Source organism: Stenotrophomonas sp. NRRL B-14846, assembly GCF_050473585.1.
In the GTDB taxonomy this organism is placed as follows: Bacteria; Pseudomonadota; Gammaproteobacteria; order Xanthomonadales; family Xanthomonadaceae; genus Stenotrophomonas.
In genome coordinates this window covers 2,924,568-2,942,967 of the sequence record NZ_JBFLUN010000022.1, presented here as the reverse complement: position 1 = coordinate 2,942,967, position 18,400 = coordinate 2,924,568, and the positions used below count along the sequence as shown (strand labels likewise).

15 protein-coding genes are annotated in these 18,400 nt (G+C 67.9%); 13 read left to right on the top strand and 2 right to left on the bottom strand.

The features are described 5' to 3' along the window. Positions 1 to 24 precede the first annotated feature (24 nt). The gene (locus AB1281_RS15760) at positions 25 to 768 is read left to right on the top strand and encodes a hypothetical protein (protein ID WP_430346354.1); all 744 of its coding nucleotides are present in this window, start codon (positions 25 to 27) and stop codon (positions 766 to 768) included. Positions 769 to 1,078: 310 nt separating this feature from the next. Here the strand turns inward: AB1281_RS15760 and AB1281_RS15755 are convergent, their stop codons facing one another. Together AB1281_RS15755 and AB1281_RS15750 are read right to left on the bottom strand one after the other, a co-directional pair. Further along, positions 1,079 to 1,723: a hypothetical protein gene (locus AB1281_RS15755; RefSeq protein WP_012511978.1), complete on the bottom strand. Its 645-nt coding sequence runs from the start codon at positions 1,721 to 1,723 to the stop codon at positions 1,079 to 1,081. 184 nt (positions 1,724 to 1,907) lie between these two features. Continuing rightward, complete coding sequence (locus AB1281_RS15750; RefSeq protein ID WP_119006729.1) at positions 1,908 to 4,331, bottom strand: penicillin-binding protein 1A; 2,424 nt, start codon at positions 4,329 to 4,331, stop codon at positions 1,908 to 1,910. 219 nt (positions 4,332 to 4,550) lie between these two features. On the opposite strand from AB1281_RS15750, the gene AB1281_RS15745 reads away from it, so the two are divergent. The 12 genes from AB1281_RS15745 to AB1281_RS15690 all read left to right on the top strand — a co-directional run bounded on the left by AB1281_RS15745 (position 4,551) and on the right by AB1281_RS15690 (position 18,201). Then, positions 4,551 to 5,609 (top strand): pilus assembly protein PilM, encoded by a 1,059-nt coding sequence (locus AB1281_RS15745; RefSeq protein ID WP_014038321.1) that lies wholly within the window; start codon positions 4,551 to 4,553, stop codon positions 5,607 to 5,609. Beyond that, positions 5,609 to 6,502 (top strand): PilN domain-containing protein, encoded by an 894-nt coding sequence (locus AB1281_RS15740; protein WP_014038320.1) that lies wholly within the window; start codon positions 5,609 to 5,611, stop codon positions 6,500 to 6,502. The genes AB1281_RS15745 and AB1281_RS15740 overlap by 1 nt, the downstream gene beginning before the upstream one ends. Beyond that, positions 6,499 to 7,155, top strand: coding sequence for a type 4a pilus biogenesis protein PilO (locus AB1281_RS15735; RefSeq protein WP_005418916.1), 657 nt, complete (start codon positions 6,499 to 6,501; stop codon positions 7,153 to 7,155). The genes AB1281_RS15740 and AB1281_RS15735 overlap by 4 nt, the downstream gene beginning before the upstream one ends. Continuing rightward, the gene (locus AB1281_RS15730) at positions 7,155 to 7,688 is read left to right on the top strand and encodes a pilus assembly protein PilP (RefSeq protein WP_005418914.1); all 534 of its coding nucleotides are present in this window, start codon (positions 7,155 to 7,157) and stop codon (positions 7,686 to 7,688) included. The genes AB1281_RS15735 and AB1281_RS15730 overlap by 1 nt, the downstream gene beginning before the upstream one ends. A 21-nt stretch (positions 7,689 to 7,709) precedes the next feature. Then, the gene (locus AB1281_RS15725) at positions 7,710 to 9,680 is read left to right on the top strand and encodes a type IV pilus secretin PilQ (protein ID WP_430346353.1); all 1,971 of its coding nucleotides are present in this window, start codon (positions 7,710 to 7,712) and stop codon (positions 9,678 to 9,680) included. 186 nt (positions 9,681 to 9,866) lie between these two features. Further along, a complete protein-coding gene (locus AB1281_RS15720) occupies positions 9,867 to 10,892 on the top strand; it encodes an AAA family ATPase (protein ID WP_430346352.1) in 1,026 nt (341 codons plus the stop codon). Between the two features lie 8 nt (positions 10,893 to 10,900). Beyond that, positions 10,901 to 11,830 carry a DUF58 domain-containing protein gene (locus tag AB1281_RS15715; RefSeq protein WP_430346351.1) on the top strand — a complete coding sequence of 310 codons (930 nt, stop codon included), beginning with the start codon at positions 10,901 to 10,903 and terminating at the stop codon, positions 11,828 to 11,830. Beyond that, positions 11,827 to 12,276, top strand: coding sequence for a DUF4381 family protein (locus AB1281_RS15710; RefSeq protein WP_430346350.1), 450 nt, complete (start codon positions 11,827 to 11,829; stop codon positions 12,274 to 12,276). The genes AB1281_RS15715 and AB1281_RS15710 overlap by 4 nt, the downstream gene beginning before the upstream one ends. Beyond that, positions 12,273 to 13,277, top strand: coding sequence for a vWA domain-containing protein (locus tag AB1281_RS15705; RefSeq protein ID WP_430346349.1), 1,005 nt, complete (start codon positions 12,273 to 12,275; stop codon positions 13,275 to 13,277). The genes AB1281_RS15710 and AB1281_RS15705 overlap by 4 nt, the downstream gene beginning before the upstream one ends. After that, the gene (locus AB1281_RS15700; RefSeq protein WP_430346348.1) at positions 13,274 to 15,112 is read left to right on the top strand and encodes a VWA domain-containing protein; all 1,839 of its coding nucleotides are present in this window, start codon (positions 13,274 to 13,276) and stop codon (positions 15,110 to 15,112) included. Before AB1281_RS15705 ends, AB1281_RS15700 begins: the two co-directional genes overlap by 4 nt. Continuing rightward, a complete protein-coding gene (locus tag AB1281_RS15695; RefSeq protein WP_430346347.1) occupies positions 15,109 to 16,824 on the top strand; it encodes a BatD family protein in 1,716 nt (571 codons plus the stop codon). The genes AB1281_RS15700 and AB1281_RS15695 overlap by 4 nt, the downstream gene beginning before the upstream one ends. Before the next feature lie 57 nt (positions 16,825 to 16,881). Then, on the top strand, positions 16,882 to 18,201 hold the full coding sequence (locus AB1281_RS15690; RefSeq protein ID WP_430346346.1) for a dicarboxylate/amino acid:cation symporter: 1,320 nt from the start codon (positions 16,882 to 16,884) through the stop codon (positions 18,199 to 18,201). Positions 18,202 to 18,400: the final 199 nt, after the last annotated feature.

Genomic DNA, 18,400 nt, shown 5'->3' with positions numbered 1-18,400 from the left:
GGGGTCCTTGCCGAGGAAATGGCCATGTACCGATGGGTAAGCCGGTTCATCAGCTACCGCACGTTCTATCTGTGGCGGGCGCGGTACTTCTACTACACCCGGAATCTGGACAGCTGGGTGCTGTTCACCCTGTTGTGCCTGACCGGCATGGTGCTGGTGCTCTGGTACCACTGGCGGGTGGTGAGCGTCCCGCCCCCGCGCGTCCACCCGGAGGTGGCAGCGCTGCGCGTGGAGAACATCACCGGCGAGGCGATCCATCGCATCGTGCTGGTGCAGCATGGCGGCACCACGCCCGGCGAGCCGTTCACCACGCCAGAAGAAGTCCGGGCCGGTACGCTGCGCACGATGCGGGTACGGGAGCTGCTGGACAGTGCGATGGTGTGGCAGCTGAAAGCCCATATGCTGGCCGACATGGCGGCGTACATCGAGGCCACGGGAAGCTGCTTCCCATACCCGTGCTGGCAGCTGAAGCATCGGCTGTCACTGCTCCGCGCAGCGCAGGCGGAAAACACGGCCATCAACGAGGCGCTGGCGCCGGTGCTGGAGGTGCCGCTGGACAGGATGCCCAACCTCAATGGAGGGGAGCGCGCGCGGATACAGACGGCCTGGTCCGACGCGTTCGGCGACGTCTACAACCAGACCTGGCTGTTGGCTGATCTGCAGGACATGCACGCCCGGATGATGGTGGAGTACCCACGGCGCGCGGGTGCGCCGTGGCTGGCGCGGCTGCTGACCGGTGATGCAAAGGAGCCGCATGAGCTGCGGTAGGCAGGGTGAGCGCGCTTACATGTAGAGTCGAGCCATGCTCGACTGCTCTTCGGTCAGGCGTACGGACGCCTGAAGCACCGTGCGGACCAACGGTCCGCACCCACCAAAGGAGAGGCCATGCTCTCTGTAGAGTCGAACCGCGCCGAAGGATCTGTGGGCGCACTCCTGATGAACGCATCGCCATGCGCGCGGAACCTGCCGCCGGGCCCAGGGCATGATTCGCGCTCGGCTGCTCTTCGGTCAGGTATCCGGACGCCTGAAGGACCGTGCGGACCAACGGTCCGCACCTACCAAAAGACCGGAGCTACCGTCATCCGCCGATGTACGCGGTGATCTCCGCCTCGGCCAGCACCTGCCGCAACTGCGCCACCGACGCGCGCCGCATCGGCTTCTCATCCACCGGTGACAGCGGCGCCTGGCGCAGGGCGTCATACGGCAACACCGCCAGGTCGAAGGTCAGCTCTTCGGCACTGAACACCCACACTGGCACGTCCAGGCAGCGCTCACGGTCCATGCGCAGGCGACGCGTCCGCGACTCGGCGGGAATGCCGTGTTCGTCCAGGAAGCGGTGCACGGCTTCCGGGTCGTCGCTGTGCAGGTGCAGCTGCACGGGGCTGTTGGCGTCGGCGGTGCCGTCCAGTACGGGACCGGCCAGGCGCGGGGCGAAGCCGTGCAGGAACTCCAGAGCACGCATGGCGGCTTCGCGCCGGCGCTGCAGTTCGTTGCCGTGCTGGGGCCCGGAGAACAGCCGCTGGTACTCGCGCAGGGCGTCCTCGATCTCGGTATTGCGGGGCAGGGAGGCATCATCGTGGATGCCGAGCCGGCTGGCGGCCTTCAACTTGGCCTGGTGATAGTCGCGGATGCCGCCTTCGGCCATCAGGCGGGCGGCTTCGTGGGCGAGGCGGTGGCGCCGCTCGCGGGTCTGGCTGGCAGCATGCTGACGGGCGCGATGCATGCGATGACTCCCTGTTGCGACCTGGCTACAGACTAGCGCACGGATGTGACATCTGCGTGGGTATGGCGGATGCAACCGCTTTGGTAGGTGCCGACCTTGGTCGGCGCGGGGCGCCAACCAAGGTTGGCGGCTACCAGGGGCAGCATCGATGCCAACCCGCGGTTGGCACCCACCGCACCCTTCCTCAGAAGATATCGAACGCGGCGGCGTCGGCCTGCGGCGTATTGAGGTTCAGGTCGTAGTCGGTCAGGCGGTCCATGTCTTCCACCTTCACCCACTCGGTGGCGCCGTTGAGCGTGGCCTGGACCATGCCGCTGGGCGGGTCGTTCTGCGCGATCGGGGTGTCCTTCAGCGCGGTGCGCATGTAGTCGATCCAGATCGGCAGGGCGGCCTTGCCACCGTATTCGCGGTAACCCAGCGAGCGGAAGTCGTCGCGGCCCACCCACACGGTGGTCACGTACGGCCCGCCGAAGCCGGAGAACCAGGCGTCGCGGTGGTCGTTGGTGGAGCCGGTCTTGCCGCCCACGTCCTCGCGGCCGAGCACCTTGGCCTGCACGCCGGTACCGCGCTGGACCACGTCGCGCATCATCGACACCAGCTGGTAGGCGGTGCGTGCATCGATCGCGCGCGGGGCGGTGCGGGCATCCGGGTTGGCCGGTGCCGCCGGGGTTTCGACCTTGGCTTCGGCCTTGGCCGCGGCGGCCGGGTCCACCTTCGGGGCCGGAGCGCCGAAGTTGAAGCCGTCCACCACCTGGTTGACCGGCTGGTCGCTGCTGCCGGCGCAGTCGCGGCAGGCCAGCGCCGGGTTTTCCTTGAACACCAGGTTGCCGTCGCGGTCGTTGACCTGGTCGATCAGCCAGGTGTCCACGCGCGAGCCGCCGTTGGCGAACACGGCGTAGCCACGCGCCACCGACAGCGGGGTCAGCGAGGCGGTGCCCAGCGACATCGACAGGTTCGGCGGCAGCTCCGATTCGGCAAAGCCAAACTCGCTGATGTACTTGCGCGCGTAGTCCACGCCCATGCCATCGAGCAGGCGCACCGAGACCAGGTTGCGCGACTGCACCAGCGCTTCGCGCAGGCGCATCGGGCCACGGAAGCCGCCGCCGTCGTTCTGCGGGGCCCAGGTCTTGCCGCGGCGGTCGCGGAACACGACCGGGGCGTCGAGCACGATCGAGGCCGGGTTGTAGCCCTTGTCGAAGGCCGCCGCATAGACGAACGGCTTGAAGCTCGAACCCGGCTGGCGACGGGCCTGGGTGGCGCGGTTGAACTTGTTGCCGGAGAAGCTGAAGCCACCCACCAGCGCCTTCAACGCGCCGTTGTGGGCATCCAGCGAGACCAGCGCGGACTGGCCGCGCGGGATCTGGTCCAGCAGCCACTCACCTTCCTTGGCACCGGCGCGCACGCGCACGATGTCACCGCGCTGCACCAGCTTGCCCGGGGTCTTGTTGGTCCACTTGGCGGCACCGGCCGGCAGCACGATCTCGGTACGGTTGGCCAGCACCACGGTGGCGCTGCCGTCGGCACCGGTGCTGGCGACGATCGCCGGCAGCAGGCCGGCCTGGCCGAACATGCCACGCAGGTGCTCGGCGAGGGCGGCGGTGTCGTCACCGGCACCCAGCTGCACCTGCTTCTCCACGCCGTGCCAGCCGTGGCGGTGGTCGTACAGCAGCAGGCCGTCGCGCACCGACTGGTTCGCGGCGGTCTGCAGGGTGGAGTCGATGGTGGTGGTGACGTGATAGCCCTTGTTGACCACGTCGCCGCCGAAGCGGGCGATCATTTCCTGGCGGACCAGCTCGGCCACGTAGGGCGCATCGACCTGTACCGGCGGCTCATGCGCGGTGGCGTGCATCGGCACGGCCTTGGCCGCGTCGGCCTCGGCCTGGCTGACGAACTTCAGGTCGGCCATGCGCTGCAGCACGTAGTTGTCGCGGCGCTGGCGGGCACGTTCCGGGTTGGAGATCGGGTTGCCCGACGAGGGGAACTTGGGGATGCCGGCCAGCGAGGCCATCTCGTCCAGGTCCAGCTCGTTCAGCTTCTTGCCGTAGTAGAACTCGGCGGCAGCGGCCACGCCGTAGGCGCGGTTGCCGAAGAAACTCTTGTTCAGGTACAGCTCGAAGATCTCGTCCTTGCTCAGCTCGGACTCGATCTTCCGCGCCAGCAGGATCTCGGCCAGCTTGCGGGTGTAGCTGTACTCGGAGCTGAGAAAGAACTGGCGGGCGACCTGCTGGGTGATGGTGGAACCACCCGGCACGCGCTTGTCGTTGGTGGTGGCCAGCAGCCACACCGCGCGGCCGATACCCATGTAGTCCACACCGCCATGCTCGTAGAAGCGGGCATCCTCGGTGGCCAGGAACGCCTGTTTCAGCTTCTCGGGCACGTCCTTCATGGTGATCGGGGTACGCCGGGTCTCGCCGAACACCGCCATCAGCTTGCCGTCGGCAGCATAGACGTACATCGGCTCCTGCATTTCCACGTCGCGCAGGGTCTGCACGTCGGGAAGCTTGGAGGAAACGGCATAGTACAGACCGCCCACGGCGGCCGCGCCGATCAGCGCCAGGACCAGGACAATCAGGAAGATCCAGCGCAGCCAGCGGCGGAGTCGAGTCATCGGGTTCAGATTCCGATTGCGAATTTCGTGGTCGCAGAGTATAGATTACGCAAGGTGGCGGCTGGGGTCGGCACCGGGGAGCGCAAGGGGAATTGCCAGGGGCTGCATCGTGAATCCGTGAGGGATTTCACAGCAGGGCGGTTGCCATTTGCTAAGAATACGTTATTAATGCGCGGACGCAGCTCTTGCGTCCAAGTGCCCGTCGGCAGGGGAGAAACCGTGGGGCTCATCCCAAAAAGTCAGTCGCCGCTTGTTGGCGTCGACATCAGTTCGACTGCGGTAAAGCTTTTGCAGCTGTCCCGCAGCGGCAATCGTTTCCGCGTGGAACATTACGCTGTGGAACCTCTTCCGCCGAATGCGGTGGTGGAGAAGAACATCGTTGAAGTGGAGGCCGTGGGTGAGGCCATCCGCCGGGCGATGAACCGTTCAGGCAGCAAGGCCAAACTGGCCGCTGCCGCCGTCGCGGGGTCGGCGGTGATCACCAAGGTGATCCCGATGCCGGCCGATCTCGACGAAAACGACATGGAAGCCCAGATCGAGCTGGAAGCGGTCAACTACATTCCGTATCCGATCGAGGAAGTGAACCTGGACTTCGAGGTGATCGGGTCGATCCCGAACAACCCGGAGATGGTCCAGGTGCTGCTGGCCGCGTCGCGCTCGGAGAATGTCGAGCTGCGCCAGTCCGCGCTGGAACTCGGTGGCCTGCAGGCCAAGGTGATGGACGTGGAGGCCTTCGCGGTCGAGAACGCCTACGCCCTGGTCGCCAGCGAGCTGCCGGTGTCCATCGACGGCGTGGTCGCGCTGGTCGACATCGGCGCCACCATGACCACCCTCAATGTCCTGCGCGGCGGCCGTAGCCTCTACAGCCGCGAGCAGGTGTTCGGTGGCAAGCAGCTGACCGACGAGATCATGCGCCGCTACGGCCTGAGCTACGAGGAAGCCGGGCTGGCCAAGCGCCAGGGCGGCCTGCCGGAAAGCTACGAGATGGAAGTGCTGGAGCCGTTCAAGGAAGCCACGGTCCAGCAGATCAGCCGCCTGCTGCAGTTCTTCTATGCAGGCAGCGAATTCAACCGCGTCGATCACATCGTGCTGGCCGGCGGTTGCGCTGTGCTTGGCGGCCTGCCGGAGATGGTCGAGGAACAGCTGGGCGTGCCGACCGTGGTCGCCAACCCGCTGGCGCAGATGACCCTGGGGCCGAAGGTGAACGCGCATGCGTTGGCCCAGGATGCCCCCGCGCTGATGATCGCGACCGGTCTGGCGCTGAGGAGCTTTGACTGATGGCACGCATCAATCTATTGCCCTGGCGCGCCGAGCGGCGCAAGCAACGCCAGCGCGAGTTCTACGCAATGCTGGGCATGGCCGCTGTCGGTGGCCTGCTGCTGTCGCTGATGATCTGGTTCTATTACGACCGCCAGGTGAGCGGCCAGATGGACCGCAACGCCTATCTGGAAGCCGAGATCGAGAAGGTCAAGGAACAGAACAAGGAGATTGATCGTCTCGACGCGCAGAAGGAACGCCTGCTGGCCCGCAAGAAGGTGATCGAGGAACTGCAGGCCAAGCGCTCGCAGATGGTCCACCTGTTCGACGCGCTGGTGCGCACCATTCCCGACGGCGTGGTGCTGACCGCGCTGAAGCAGGAAGGGGATGTGCTGACGCTGGAAGGCCGCACCCAGTCCAACGCCCGCGTTTCGGCTTATATGCGCAACCTTGAGACGTCCGGCTGGATGACCAACCCGGAGCTGTCGATCATCGAAGCGCGTGACCCGGAGAAGGACAAGGACGGCAAGGCCGGCCCGCTGGCCGACATCAAGGCGCTGCCCTACGTGTTCGTGGTCAAGGTGAAGCTGCCGGCACAGAGTGAAGAGGTTTCGGCGACGCCGGGCCTGAACGCCGATGGCTCGGTGGCGACGGCTGCGCCGGCACCGGTGGCTCCATTGGCCGCAGGTCCGGATGCCGCGACGCCTGCGGCTCCGGCAGCGGGCCAGCCGGCAGCGGCTCCCGCCGCACCGGCCGCTGCACCCTCGGCCACTCCGGCCACTCCGGCCAAGCCCAACCAGCCGGCCGCACCGGCCGCCGCGCCGGCCCCGGCACCTGCCCCGAAGCCTGAGGGCAGCCGCCTGGCGCAGCCGCCGCAGGCCTTCAATGCGCTGCTGCAGGGGGACCGCGCATGAGCCAGAAGATCGACATCAAGAACCTGGATTTCAACGACATCGGCAACTGGCCGCAGAAGGCCAAGATTGTCTTCTGCTCATTGCTGGCGCTGGTCATCATGTTCGTGGCGTGGATGCTGCTGATCAGCGGCAAGCGCGAAGAACTGGCCGGCCTGGAATCGAAGGAAGTCGAGCTGCGCACCGAGTTCACCAAGCAGCAGGAACGCGCGGTGAACCTGGGGCCGCTGAAGCAGCAGCTGGCGCAGATGGAGCAGGTGCTGCAGCAGATGCTGCGGCAGCTGCCGAGCAAGACCGAAATGCCCGACCTGATCATCGACATCTCGCAGACCGCGCTGTCCAGCGGCCTGACCAACGAGCTGTTCGAGCCGGAGCAGGAGCAGATCAAGGAGTTCTACGCCGAGAAGCCGATCAAGCTGCGCATGGTGGGCAGTTACCACCAGTTCGGCGCGTTCGTCAGTGGCGTGGCCTCGCTGCCGCGGGTGGTGATCCTGACCATGCATGACATCAACCTCAAGCCCAAGGAAAAGACCGGCGGCAACGTTCGCAGCGGTGCACTGGAACTGTCCGGTACGGTCAAGACCTACCGCTACCTGGACGAGACCGAAGTGCAGGCGCAGCAGGCGGCCGACGCTGGCAAGGAGGGCAAGAAGTGATGCGCGCGCAGACCGTACGTGGTGCGATGGTGCTGGCTGTGCTGCTGCTGGCCGGTTGCGGCCGTGGCGTGACCAGCACGCCTGGCGACGCACCTAACCTTGAGAAGTGGGTGGAAGGCGAGCGTGCGCGACCGGCGCAGCCGCTGGAGCCGCTGCCGGTGATGCAGCAGTTCGAGACCTTTGAATACTCCGCGCAGGGCATGCGCGATCCGTTCACCGATGCCTGGACCAATCCGCAGCAGGGGAATGGCGGATTGCGACCGGACCCGAACCGGCGCAAGGAGCCGTTGGAAGGCTTCCCGCTGGATGCGCTGGACATGGTCGGCACCATCGGCACCGGTGCAGGCACCGTGGCGCTGGTGATGGGGCCGGACAAGGTCACCTACCGGGTTCGCCCGGGTGGTTACCTGGGGCAGAGCGACGGGCGGGTCACGGCGGTCTTCGAAGACCGCGTGGAGCTGATCGAACTGGTGCCGGATGGCGCGGGTGGCTGGCTGGAACGGCCGGCAACGCTCTCGCTTGAAGATCAATGATCGTTTACTGGGGATAGCACGATGACCTTTCACCAAGCCAAGGGGCTGCGTCCCATCCGGCGCTCTACCTTGAACCGTGTCAGCGCGCTGGGAGTCGCGCTGATGCTGGCCTGCGCTCCGGCGCTGGCTGCCGCACCGGCGGAAAAGCCGGCGGGCGCCACCGTGGCACCGGCCGCCGCGCCGGCTGGCCTGTCGGTGGCCAAGATCGATTTCAAGCGTGGCGATGACGGCGCCGGGCGCCTGATCGTGCAGTTCGACGGGCAGGGCGCGATCCCTGACCTGCGCACGCAGGGCAACAGCGTTGTGGTCGACGTCGGCAATGCCCGACTGCCGGCCAACCTGCAGAAGCCGATGAACGTCACCGACTTCGCCACGCCGGTGCAGCGCATCGACGCCAAGCCGTCCGGTGCCGGCACCCAGCTGGTGCTGAGCACCGGTGGCGCCGTGGAATCGCTGGCCTACCAGAGCGGCAACGAGTACGTGGTCGAGATTAGCCCGCGGCAGGCCCAGGCCGCCGTCGGCGCGGTCACCGCCGGCAGCGTCACCCAGGCGGCCAAGGCCGTCGGCCAGCGCGGCTTCACCGGCAAGCCGGTGACCTTCAACTTCCAGGACGTGCCGGTGCGCACCGTGCTGCAGTTGATCGCCGAGGAGTCCAACCTGAACGTGGTTGCGTCCGACTCGGTGCAGGGCAATGTGACCCTGCGCCTGGTCAATGTGCCGTGGGACCAGGCGCTGGACATCGTGCTGCGCGCCAAGGGCTTGGACAAGCGTCGCGACGGCAGCGTGATCTGGGTGGCGCCGCAGGCCGAACTGGCCAAGTTCGAGCAGGAGAAGGAAGACGCGCGCATCGCCATCGAGAACCGCGAAGACCTGCAGACCGACTACATCCAGATCAACTACCACAGCGCCACGCAGATCTTCAAAGCGCTGACCGAGGCCAAGGGCATCGGCGGCAGTGGTGGTGGCGGCAGTGGCGGCGGCGGCGGTGGTTCCTCGCAGGAAGACAGTGGCTTCCTGTCCTCGCGCGGCCGCATCGTGGCCGACGAGCGCACCAACACGCTGATGATCAGCGACATTCCGAAGAAGATCGCGCGCATGCGCGAGCTGATCAACGTGATCGACCGCCCGGTCGACCAGGTGCTGATCGAAAGCCGCATCGTCATCGCCACCGATACCTTCGCCCGCGAGCTGGGCGCGAAGTTCGGTGTCAGCGGCAGCCGTGACAACGTGTACTTCAGCGGCAGCCTGGATGCCAACGCCGAGACCCGCAAGTCGCAGGTTGCGACCGACCTGGCCAATGCCAAGGCCGAGCGTGACTGGGAAGCCGGTGGCCGGGTCGGCCCGCCGCCGGTGAAATCCGGCTCGGCGATCACCCGTGGCCTGAACTGGAACCTGCCGGTGGCCGCCGCCAGCAACCCGGGTTCGCTGGCGCTGTCGATCCTCAATGCCGGTTACCTGCTGGACGTGGAGCTGTCGGCCATGCAGCAGGAATCGCGAGGCGAGGTGATCTCCAACCCGCGCGTGGTCACCACCAACCAGCGCGAAGCGATGATCAAGCAGGGCAAGGAAATCGGCTACGTCACCATCAGCGGTGGTACCGCTGGCGGCGTGGCAACGCCGAACGTGCAGTTCAAGGAAGTGGTGCTGGAGCTGAAGGTCACCCCGACCATCACCAACGACAACCGCGTGTTCCTCAACATGCAGGTGAAGAAGGACGAAGTCGACCAGCTGATCCAGCTGGAAGGCTACGGCACCGTGCCGTCGATCAACCGCCGCGAAGTCAACACCGCGGTGCTGGTCGAGGATGGGCAGACCGTGGTGATCGGTGGCGTCTACGAGTTCACCGATCGCAACAGCATCAGCAAGGTGCCGTTCCTGGGCGACGTGCCGTTCCTGGGCAACCTGTTCAAGAAGCGCGGCCGCAACAAGGACAAGGCTGAGCTGCTGGTGTTCGTCACCCCGAAGGTGCTGCGCGTGGCCAAGCAGAACTGAGCCAACGCACTCAGGTGTTCGAAGAAGGGCCGCCTCGTGCGGCCCTTTTTAGTTTGGGCTGGCGGCATGCACGAAGCAGATCCACGCCCTGCGTGGAGGGCTGTTCAGCCGTTCTTGATGCCAATCGCAGGGCACCCTGCGATGATGTCGGGAACCCGTGCCGTCCTGCGCCGGTCAAAGGCCCCCATGAACCTGCCACCGCCGATGCCCGAATCCGTCTCGCCGCCGCCCGCGCCGGCAACCTCCCGCCTGCATGCGGCATTCACCCAGCTGCGCGATGCGTTGTCGGCCGAGATCGTCGGCCAGGCGGCACTGGTCGAACGCCTGCTGATCGCGCTGTTGGCCGACGGCCACCTGCTGGTGGAGGGCGCGCCGGGCCTGGCCAAGACCACGGCGATCCGTGCACTGGCCTCGCGCCTGGAAGCGGACTTTGCCCGCGTGCAGTTCACCCCCGACCTGCTGCCGGCCGACCTGACCGGCACCGAGATCTGGCGCCCGCAGGAGGGCCGCTTCGAGTTCGTGCCCGGCCCGATCTTCCACCCGATCCTGCTGGCCGACGAGATCAACCGCGCGCCGGCCAAGGTGCAGTCGGCACTGCTGGAAGCCATGGGTGAGCGCCAGGTCACCGTTGGCCGCCATACCTATGCGCTGCCGCCGCTGTTCCTGGTGATGGCCACGCAGAACCCGATCGAGCAGGAAGGCACCTTCCCGCTGCCGGATGCGCAGCTGGACCGCTTCCTGATGCATGTGCGCATCGGCTACCCGGACCAGGCGGCCGAATCGGAAATCCTGCGGCTGGCCCGCGAGCGCGCCCGTGGCGCATTGGGCGAGGCCGCGCCTGCGCCGGACAAGATGCCGATGCAGGACGTGTTCGACGCCCGCCGCGAAGTGCTGGACCTGCACATGGCGCCGGCGCTGGAGCGTTACCTGATCGAACTGGTGCTGGCCTCGCGCGATCCATCGCGCTACGACGCCGGCCTCGGCCGCCGCATCGCCTGGGGTGCCAGCCCACGTGGCTCCATCGCACTGGAACGCTGCGCACGTGCGCGCGCCTGGCTGGCCGGCCGCGACTTCGTCACCCCCGATGACGTGCGTGCGGTGGCCGCCGATGTGCTGCGCCATCGCGTGCTGCCCAGCTATGAAGCCACCGCCGAGGGCTGGGACGGCGAGCGCCTGGTGCAGGAGCTGCTGGCCCGGGTGCCGGCACCCTGAGCCTGCGCATGACCGATCCATCCCTGGAACAGGCACCGTCTGCGCTCGAAGGTGACGGGCTGCGCCCGCAGCTGGCCGAACTGGTCGCGTTGCGCCGGCTGGCGCAGCGTCCACCGCCGCCGCGACGTGGACGCACCGGCAACGCGGGGCAGGCGCCATCCCCGCTGCGCGGCCGCGGCATGGAGTACGCCGAGTCGCGTGAGTACGTGGCCGGCGATGACGCGCGCCACATCGACTGGCGCGTGACCGCGCGCACCGGTCGCGCCCACACCAAACTGTTCCAGGCCGAACGCGAGCGGGTCAGCCTGATCGTGGCCGATACCTCGCCGGCGCTGTACTTCGGCACTCGCGTGCGCTTCAAATCAGTGCAGGCCGCACGCGCCGGTGCTGTTGCGGCATGGTCGGCGCAGCGCCGTGGCGACCGCGTGGGCGCGCTGCGTGGCAGCGACCGCGAAGCGCCGATCGCGCCTGCCGGTGGGCCACGCGGCGTGTTGCGCGTGCTCGACGCGCTGACCCGCTGGTATGCACAGCCGCCGGCCGACGATCTGGGCCTGGAGCGCGCGCTGGATCATGCCGCTCGCGTGCTGCGTCCCGGGGCACGCATGCTGGTGCTGGCCGATCCGCAGCAGGCCATCCGCATTCCACCGGCGCGCTGGAGTGCGCTGGCCCAGCATCACGACCTCAGCCTGGTGCTGCTGGTCGATCCCCTGGAACTGCATCCCCCCTCGGCGGCGCTGCAGTTCCAGACCGCACAGCAGCGTATCGGTCTCGACCTGCGCCGCAGCGAAGTGCAGGCACACTGGCAGGCGCATTTTGTCGAGCCGCTGCAGGAACTGCGGCGCCAGCTCGGCGCGCGCCGCGTCGACGTGCAGGTGCTGTCCTCCGATGCGCCCAGCGACGCGTGGCTGGCGCCGTCGCCGACCGAGGTGCCGGCATGAGCGCCGCTCTGCCGTTGCGCGATGTGCAGCTGCCGCCGGCACCATCATGGTGGCCGCCAGCCCCCGGTTACCTGCTGATCGGCGCGGTGGTCGTGCTGGTGCTGCTGGTGATCGCCGTGGTGATGTGGCGACGTCGCCGCCGTCGCCAGCGCTGGTTGCAGCTGTTCGACCAGGAGCTGGCAGCGACCACCGACGCTGCAGCAGAACTGGCGGCGATCGCAGGGCTGCTGCGCCGTGCCGCGCGTCATGCAGTGCCGGGCAGTGAATCGTTGCGCGATGACGCCTGGTGGCAGCGTGTGGACCCGCAGGGCACGCTGCCCGCTGCACGTCGCAGCCTGCTGGCCGAAGGCGCCTATCGACCGCGCGTCGACAGCAACGACGTGGCCGCTGTGCGCAGCTGGGCCCGCGAACGCTATCTGGCGATGCTGCTGGAGCGCCGCCGATGAACCTGTGGACGACCTACTGGCCATGGCCGGACCTGCAGCTGGCATGGCCATTGGCTTTGCTGGCGCTGCCGTTGCCGCTGCTGATGCGCTGGTGGAAGCGCTGTGCAGAACCGGGCGCCGCACTGCGTGTGCCTTATGCGGCTGCCGAACTGGAAGCGCTGTCTGGTGGTGGCCGTGTTGACGTGTCGTGGCTGCGCACGCTGCTGCTGTGGCTGGGCTGGTGTGCACTGTGCATCGCGCTGGCACGACCGCAGCAGCTTGGCGAAGCCATCACGCCGCCGCAGCAGGGGCGGCAGATGATGCTGGCGATGGATGTGTCCGGCAGCATGGGCGAGGGCGACATGGTGCTGGGCGGCCAGGCGGTCGATCGCCTCACCGCGGCCAAGGCCGTGCTGGCCGACTTCCTGGATCGTCGTGCCGGCGACCGCGTCGGCCTGCTGATCTTCGGCGACCGTGCCTACACGCTCACGCCGCTGACCGCGGACCTGGCCAGCGTGCGTGACCAGCTGCGCGACAGCGTGGTCGGCCTGGCCGGGCGCGAGACCGCCATCGGTGATGCCATCGGCCTGGCGGTGAAGCGCCTGCGCAGCCAGCCAGAGGGACAGCGCGTACTGATCCTGTTGACCGATGGTGTCAGCAATGCCGGTGTGCTGGAGCCGCTGCGCGCCGCGGAAGTGGCGCGCGCCGAGGGCGTGCGCATCCACACGGTCGCATTTGGCGGCGATGGCAGCATGCGGTTGTTCGGCATTCCGATTTCCACCGACCAGGATCCGGTCGATGAGGCCACCCTGAAGAAGATCGCCAGCATGACCGGCGGCCAGTTCTTCCGTGCGCGGGACACCGCGCAGCTGGCCGGCATCTATGCCGAGCTCGATCGCCTGGAGCCAGTGGCCGCAAAGGGCCCGAGCCTGCGCCCGCGCGAGGAGCGCTATGCGTGGCCGTTGGGCCTGGCGTTGCTGCTGGGCGCATTGGCATGGCTGTGGCCGGAGCGTCGCCGATGATCGCGTTTGCTTCGAATCTTCCCGACTGGAACGCGCTGCACTTCCTGCGGCCCGAGTGGTTGTGGGCGCTGCTGGCGCTGCCGCTGATCATCGCGTTGGCGCTGTACTGGCAACGGCGCAGTGATGTGTGGCGGCAGGCGGTGGACGCGCACCTGTTGCCGCACCTGCTGGCCGCCGGTGCAAGGCGGCGGGCACGTTTGCCCTGGGCGTTGCTGCTCGGCTGGACACTGGCATCGCTGGCCATGGCCGGGCCGAGCTGGCGCCAGCAGGCACAGCCGATGTTCCAGGCCAGCGCACCGCTGCTGGTGGTGCTGGACCTGTCCAGCCGGATCACCGCAACCGATCTGCCACCGTCGCGCCTGCTGCAGGCGCGGGCGAAAGTGGGCGAGCTGCTGCGCGCGCGCCAGGGCGGGCAGGTGGGGCTGGTGGTGTATGCCGATGATGCCTACACCGTGGCGCCGCTGACCGACGACGGCAGCAACGTCGCGCTGTATCTGGATGCGCTGTCGCCGGACGTGATGCCGCGCGATGGCCAGCGTGCCGACCGCGGCATCGACTGGGCGACACGCTTGATGCGGCAGATCGGTGCGTTGCAGGGGCAGATCCTGCTGGTCAGCGATCAGGCGGACAGCGAAGCTGCACTGGCGGCGGCGCAGGCGCGCAGCCTGGGTCTGCAGGTGTCGGTGCTGGGACTGGGCACGCCTGCCGGTGCGGCCTACCGCGATGGCAGCGGGCAGATCCGCCAGGCTGCGCTGGATGAGGGCAGCCTGCGTGCAGTCGCCACTGCAGGGGGAGGGCGCTATGCACGCATCTCCGCCGATGACAGCGATCTGCGTGCGCTCGGTGTACTCGACGCGCGCGAAGGCACGGCGGCGCAGCGGCCGGGCGAAGGCAAGCAGTGGCGTGACGAAGGCTTCTGGCTGCTGCCGCCGGTGATGCTGCTGGCATTGCTGGCCTTCCGTCGTCGCGCGGTGCTGGCCGCGGTGCTCACGGTCGGCCTGCTGCCGTGGATGAATGACGTGCAGGCGCAGGCCCCTGCGACGCCTGCCTCGCAGCCGGCGCAGGGCACGCTGTGGAAGCGTAGCGACCAGGTGCAGCACCAGCGCCTGGCCGAGGGGGTTCAGGCTTACCGCAACGGCGACTTCGCCACTGCACGCAGACAGTTCGAAGGCATCGACAACGATGCCGGTTGGTACAACCTGGCCAACACGCTGGCACGCGAAGGCAACTACGACGACGCGATTGCTGCCTACGACCGTGCGCTGGCACTGCATCCGGGCATGGCCGATGCGGTGGCCAACCGCGCCGTGGTCGATGCCGCGCGCAAGCGCAAGCAATCCGGTGGCGGCCAGGGCCAGGACCAGCAGAAGCCGCCGCAGAACGGGCAGCAGAAGCAGCCGCAGAGCTCGCAGGGCCAGCAGAACCCACAGGGGCAGCCGCAGCAGGGCCAGCAGAATCCCGGCCAGGGCCAGCCGTCGTCAGGCCAGCAAGGGCAACCCAAGCCTGGCGATGACACCTCGCAGTCGAAGCCTCAGCCTGGCGAGCGTGGCCGCGATGGCCAGCAGGCACCGCCACAGGTGGAGGATGCCAAGGCGCAGGCGCAGGCCGATGAGCAGCAGCGCCAGCGCATGCAGCAGGCAATGCAGCAGGCACGTGAGGGCAAGGGCGAACAGGACGGCAAGCCCGTGCCAGGCAGCGAGGGCACCACCCCGCGCCAGCGTGAGGAGCAACAGGCCGTGGAGGCGTGGATGCGACGTGTGCCGGATGATCCGGGCGCATTGCTGCGGGCCAAGTTCCAGCTGGAAAACGAACGCAGGAAGAGGGAAGGGCGATGACGCGGGCGATCAACATGCACGGACGCTGGCCACTACAGGTACTGGCGGCACTGCTGCTGTGGCTGCCGCTCCTTGCCTGGGCGCAGCCGCGCGCGTGGCTGGACCGCGACCGCATCGCGATGGGCGATACGGTCACCCTCAATGTCGAGAGCGATCAGGGCGCCCCGGACTTCACGCCATTGCGTACCGACTTCGACCTGAGCGGGCAGACCAGCAGCCGCCAGGTGGAGTGGAGCAATGGCAGCATGCAGCAGCGCAATCTGTATGGCGTGGCGCTCACGCCGCGGCGCAGCGGTGCGCTGGTGGTGCCGGGCCTGCAGGTGGGCAACGTGCGCACCGCGCCGCTGACGCTGCAGGTGGACGCGGCCGCAGTGGCCGGGCCGGACAGCAATGCGATGGCCTTCATCGAAACCGTTGTCGATGACGATACGCCGTATGTGCAGCAGAGCGTGGGCGTGGTGGTGCGCCTGTATTTCGCCTCGCAGCTGGCCTCCGGCGAACTGGTGCTGGATACCCCCGAGGGCGCGTCGTTGCAGCGCGTAGGCGACGACCGCACCGATGTGCGCCAGGTCAACGGGCGCCGCTACAACGTGGTCGAACGGCGTTTCCTGCTGATCCCCGAGCGCAGTGGCGCGTTGAAGCTGGCCGGTGCGCGTTTCAGTGGCCGCAGCGCCGGTGGCTTCTTCGATGATTTCTTCGGCGGTGGCGACGGTCGAATGAATGCCACCAGTGCCGACCGCACGCTGCAGGTGCAGGCACAGCCGGCGCAGGCGCCGCAGCCGTGGCTGCCCCTGCAGAGCCTGCAGCTGCGCTACACCAGTGCACCGACCAGTGCCCGCACAGGTGAGGCCGCCAACGTGGTGGTCGAAGCGGTTGCCGAAGGCGCGACGCGCGCGCAGTTCACCGACCTGCCGGTGCCGGATGTCGGCGCCAATGCGCAGGTGTTCGCCGAACCGGCGCAGTACGAAGAGACCTTCAACGGCAGTACGCCGCGCCTGAAGATCACCCGCCGCTATTCGATCGTGCCGCGCCAGCCGGGTTCGCTGGTGGTGCCGGGGCCGCGCCTGCCGTGGTGGGATGTGCGTAACGGCAAGCCCCAGGAGGCGAAGCTGCCGGACCTGACGCTGGCCGTCGCGGCCGGCACCGGTCCTGGCACTGCCTCACCGGCGCCGTTGCCGCCGATCGACACCGACGCCGCGCTGCCCGGCACCGATGGCCAGGACAGCCGCATCGCGGCGACCGATCCGCGTGCCAGCGGCCTGTCCGAGCGTCCGTGGCCATGGATGGCGGCGGCCATCGGCCTGGCGTTGCTGTGGCTGTTGACCCTGCTGTGGGGCTGGCAGCGCGGTCGCCGCCCGCGTGCGGCGGCACCTGCAGGCGGCAAACCCTCGGTGCCGACTGTGGCGAGCGGGCGTGCCGGCCTGGCCGAACTGCGCCGCGCGCTGGATGGCGAGGGCTTCGACCAGGTGGAAGCACAGCTGTGTGCGATGGCCGGCGTTGAACGCATCGAGCAGGTCATCGCGCGGCTTGGGGATGCAGCCCAGCGCCAGGTGCTGCAGGACCTGCAGCAGGCACGCTGGGGCGGGCAGGGTGATCTGGCGCCGCTGCGTTCGCGCCTGCGCGAGGTCTTCCGTGACGGACCGCACTGGTCGGCGGCCGCAGGCACCGCCGACACTGGCCTGGCGCCGCTGTATCCACCGCGGCGAACCTGAACCGGCGCCGCTTGCGCGCTTTGTTAGAGTGCATTCATTTTTCGAGGAAACCCGCGTATGACAGCAGCTGCTGCCGACAAGAAGAAGTTGCCCCTGCATTGGAAGATGGGCATCGGCTTTGCGATCGGCCTGGTCCTGGGACTGATCGTGCACGCCCTGGGCGGCAGCGTCGATGGTCTGCAGGCCGGTGCCAAGTGGGTAATGGACTACGTCACCACCCCGGCGTCGGGCCTGTTCCTCAACCTGATCTTCATGCTGATCGTGCCGCTGATCTTCTCGGCGCTGATCATGGGCGTGTCGGAGATGGGCGACATCCGCGCCCTCGGCCGCATCGGCTGGAAGACGCTGGCCTACACCGTGCTGCTGTCCGGCATCGCGGTGGGCATCGGCCTGGTGCTGGTCAACGTGCTCAAGCCGGGCGCCGGTGTCGACCCGCAGGTCGCCGCGATGATGCTGTCGGAGAACGCCGAGCGCAGCAAGGAAATCGTCGCGGGCATCCATGGCACGCCGAAGGGCATGGACATGCTGCTGTCGATCGTGCCGAGCAACGTGCTGCAGGCGGCGTCGGACAACGGCGCGATCCTGTCGCTGATGTTCTTCGCGCTGATGTTCGGCATCGGCATGGTGCTGACCGACAACGAGAAGGTCGCTCCGCTGCGCCGCGCCATCGAAGGCGTGTTCGAAATCTCGATGACCCTGATCAACCTGGTCATCCGCCTGGCCCCGTATGCCGTGGCCTGCTTCATGTTCAACCTGGCCGCGCTGTTCGGTTTCGAGCTGATCATCCGCCTCGGCGCCTACGTGGGCGTGGTGGTGCTGGCGCTGGGCCTGCACATGATCGTGACCTACGGCACCGCGGTGTGGCTGTCCGGGCGTTCGCCGCTGTCGTTCTTCCGCGATACCCAGGAAGCGACGGTGATGGCGTTCTCCACCGCGTCCAGCAATGCCACCCTGCCGACCGCACTGCGCGTGGCCGACCAGATGGGCCTGCCGCAGCGCGTGTCGCGCTTCGTGCTGACCGTCGGCGCCACCGCCAACCAGAACGGCACCGCGCTGTTCGAGGGCGTGACGGTGATTTTCCTGGCCCAGTTCTTCGGTGTGGACCTGAGCATCGGCCAGCAGTTCATGGTGATGGCGGTCTGCATCCTCGGTGGCATCGGTACCGCCGGTGTGCCTTCGGGCTCGCTGCCGGTGGTGGCGATGATCTGTGCGATGGTCGGCGTGAACCCGCTGGGCATCGGCCTGATCCTGGGCGTGAACCACTTCCTGGACATGTGCCGCACCGCGCTGAACGTGACCGGCGACCTGGCCCTGACCACGCTGGTGGCCAAGGGCGAGTCCAATGACGGCCCGGCGCTGGGCCCGCAGCAGGACTGAGTCCGGGGCCACTGCTGGCGACCTGATCGGGGTCGGATTCCTTTCCGCAGGGAAAGGGCTCCGACCCCGTTTCACATGCGGAATCCGGCGGAGATCATGAAGTGCCGACCAGCGGCCGGCACGACCGGGCAAGGTGAACCGACCCCCTGCCCGGCGACTATGGGACAATAGGCCGCCCGCACGTCCGCGGCCGCCTCCC

Excerpts from the sequence above, each read along its gene's own strand:
- AB1281_RS15760 (WP_430346354.1), top strand. The coding sequence starts at position 25 with ATGTACCGATGGGTAAGCCGGTTCATCAGCTACCGCACGTTCTATCTG.
- AB1281_RS15755 (WP_012511978.1), bottom strand. The coding sequence starts at position 1,723 with ATGCATCGCGCCCGTCAGCATGCTGCCAGCCAGACCCGCGAGCGGCGC.
- AB1281_RS15750 (WP_119006729.1), bottom strand. The coding sequence starts at position 4,331 with ATGACTCGACTCCGCCGCTGGCTGCGCTGGATCTTCCTGATTGTCCTG.
- AB1281_RS15740 (WP_014038320.1), top strand. The coding sequence starts at position 5,609 with ATGGCACGCATCAATCTATTGCCCTGGCGCGCCGAGCGGCGCAAGCAA.
- AB1281_RS15735 (WP_005418916.1), top strand. The coding sequence starts at position 6,499 with ATGAGCCAGAAGATCGACATCAAGAACCTGGATTTCAACGACATCGGC.
- AB1281_RS15730 (WP_005418914.1), top strand. The coding sequence starts at position 7,155 with ATGCGCGCGCAGACCGTACGTGGTGCGATGGTGCTGGCTGTGCTGCTG.
- AB1281_RS15725 (WP_430346353.1), top strand. The coding sequence starts at position 7,710 with ATGACCTTTCACCAAGCCAAGGGGCTGCGTCCCATCCGGCGCTCTACC.
- AB1281_RS15720 (WP_430346352.1), top strand. The coding sequence starts at position 9,867 with ATGAACCTGCCACCGCCGATGCCCGAATCCGTCTCGCCGCCGCCCGCG.
- AB1281_RS15715 (WP_430346351.1), top strand. The coding sequence starts at position 10,901 with ATGACCGATCCATCCCTGGAACAGGCACCGTCTGCGCTCGAAGGTGAC.
- AB1281_RS15710 (WP_430346350.1), top strand. The coding sequence starts at position 11,827 with ATGAGCGCCGCTCTGCCGTTGCGCGATGTGCAGCTGCCGCCGGCACCA.
- AB1281_RS15705 (WP_430346349.1), top strand. The coding sequence starts at position 12,273 with ATGAACCTGTGGACGACCTACTGGCCATGGCCGGACCTGCAGCTGGCA.
- AB1281_RS15700 (WP_430346348.1), top strand. The coding sequence starts at position 13,274 with ATGATCGCGTTTGCTTCGAATCTTCCCGACTGGAACGCGCTGCACTTC.
- AB1281_RS15695 (WP_430346347.1), top strand. The coding sequence starts at position 15,109 with ATGACGCGGGCGATCAACATGCACGGACGCTGGCCACTACAGGTACTG.
- AB1281_RS15690 (WP_430346346.1), top strand. The coding sequence starts at position 16,882 with ATGACAGCAGCTGCTGCCGACAAGAAGAAGTTGCCCCTGCATTGGAAG.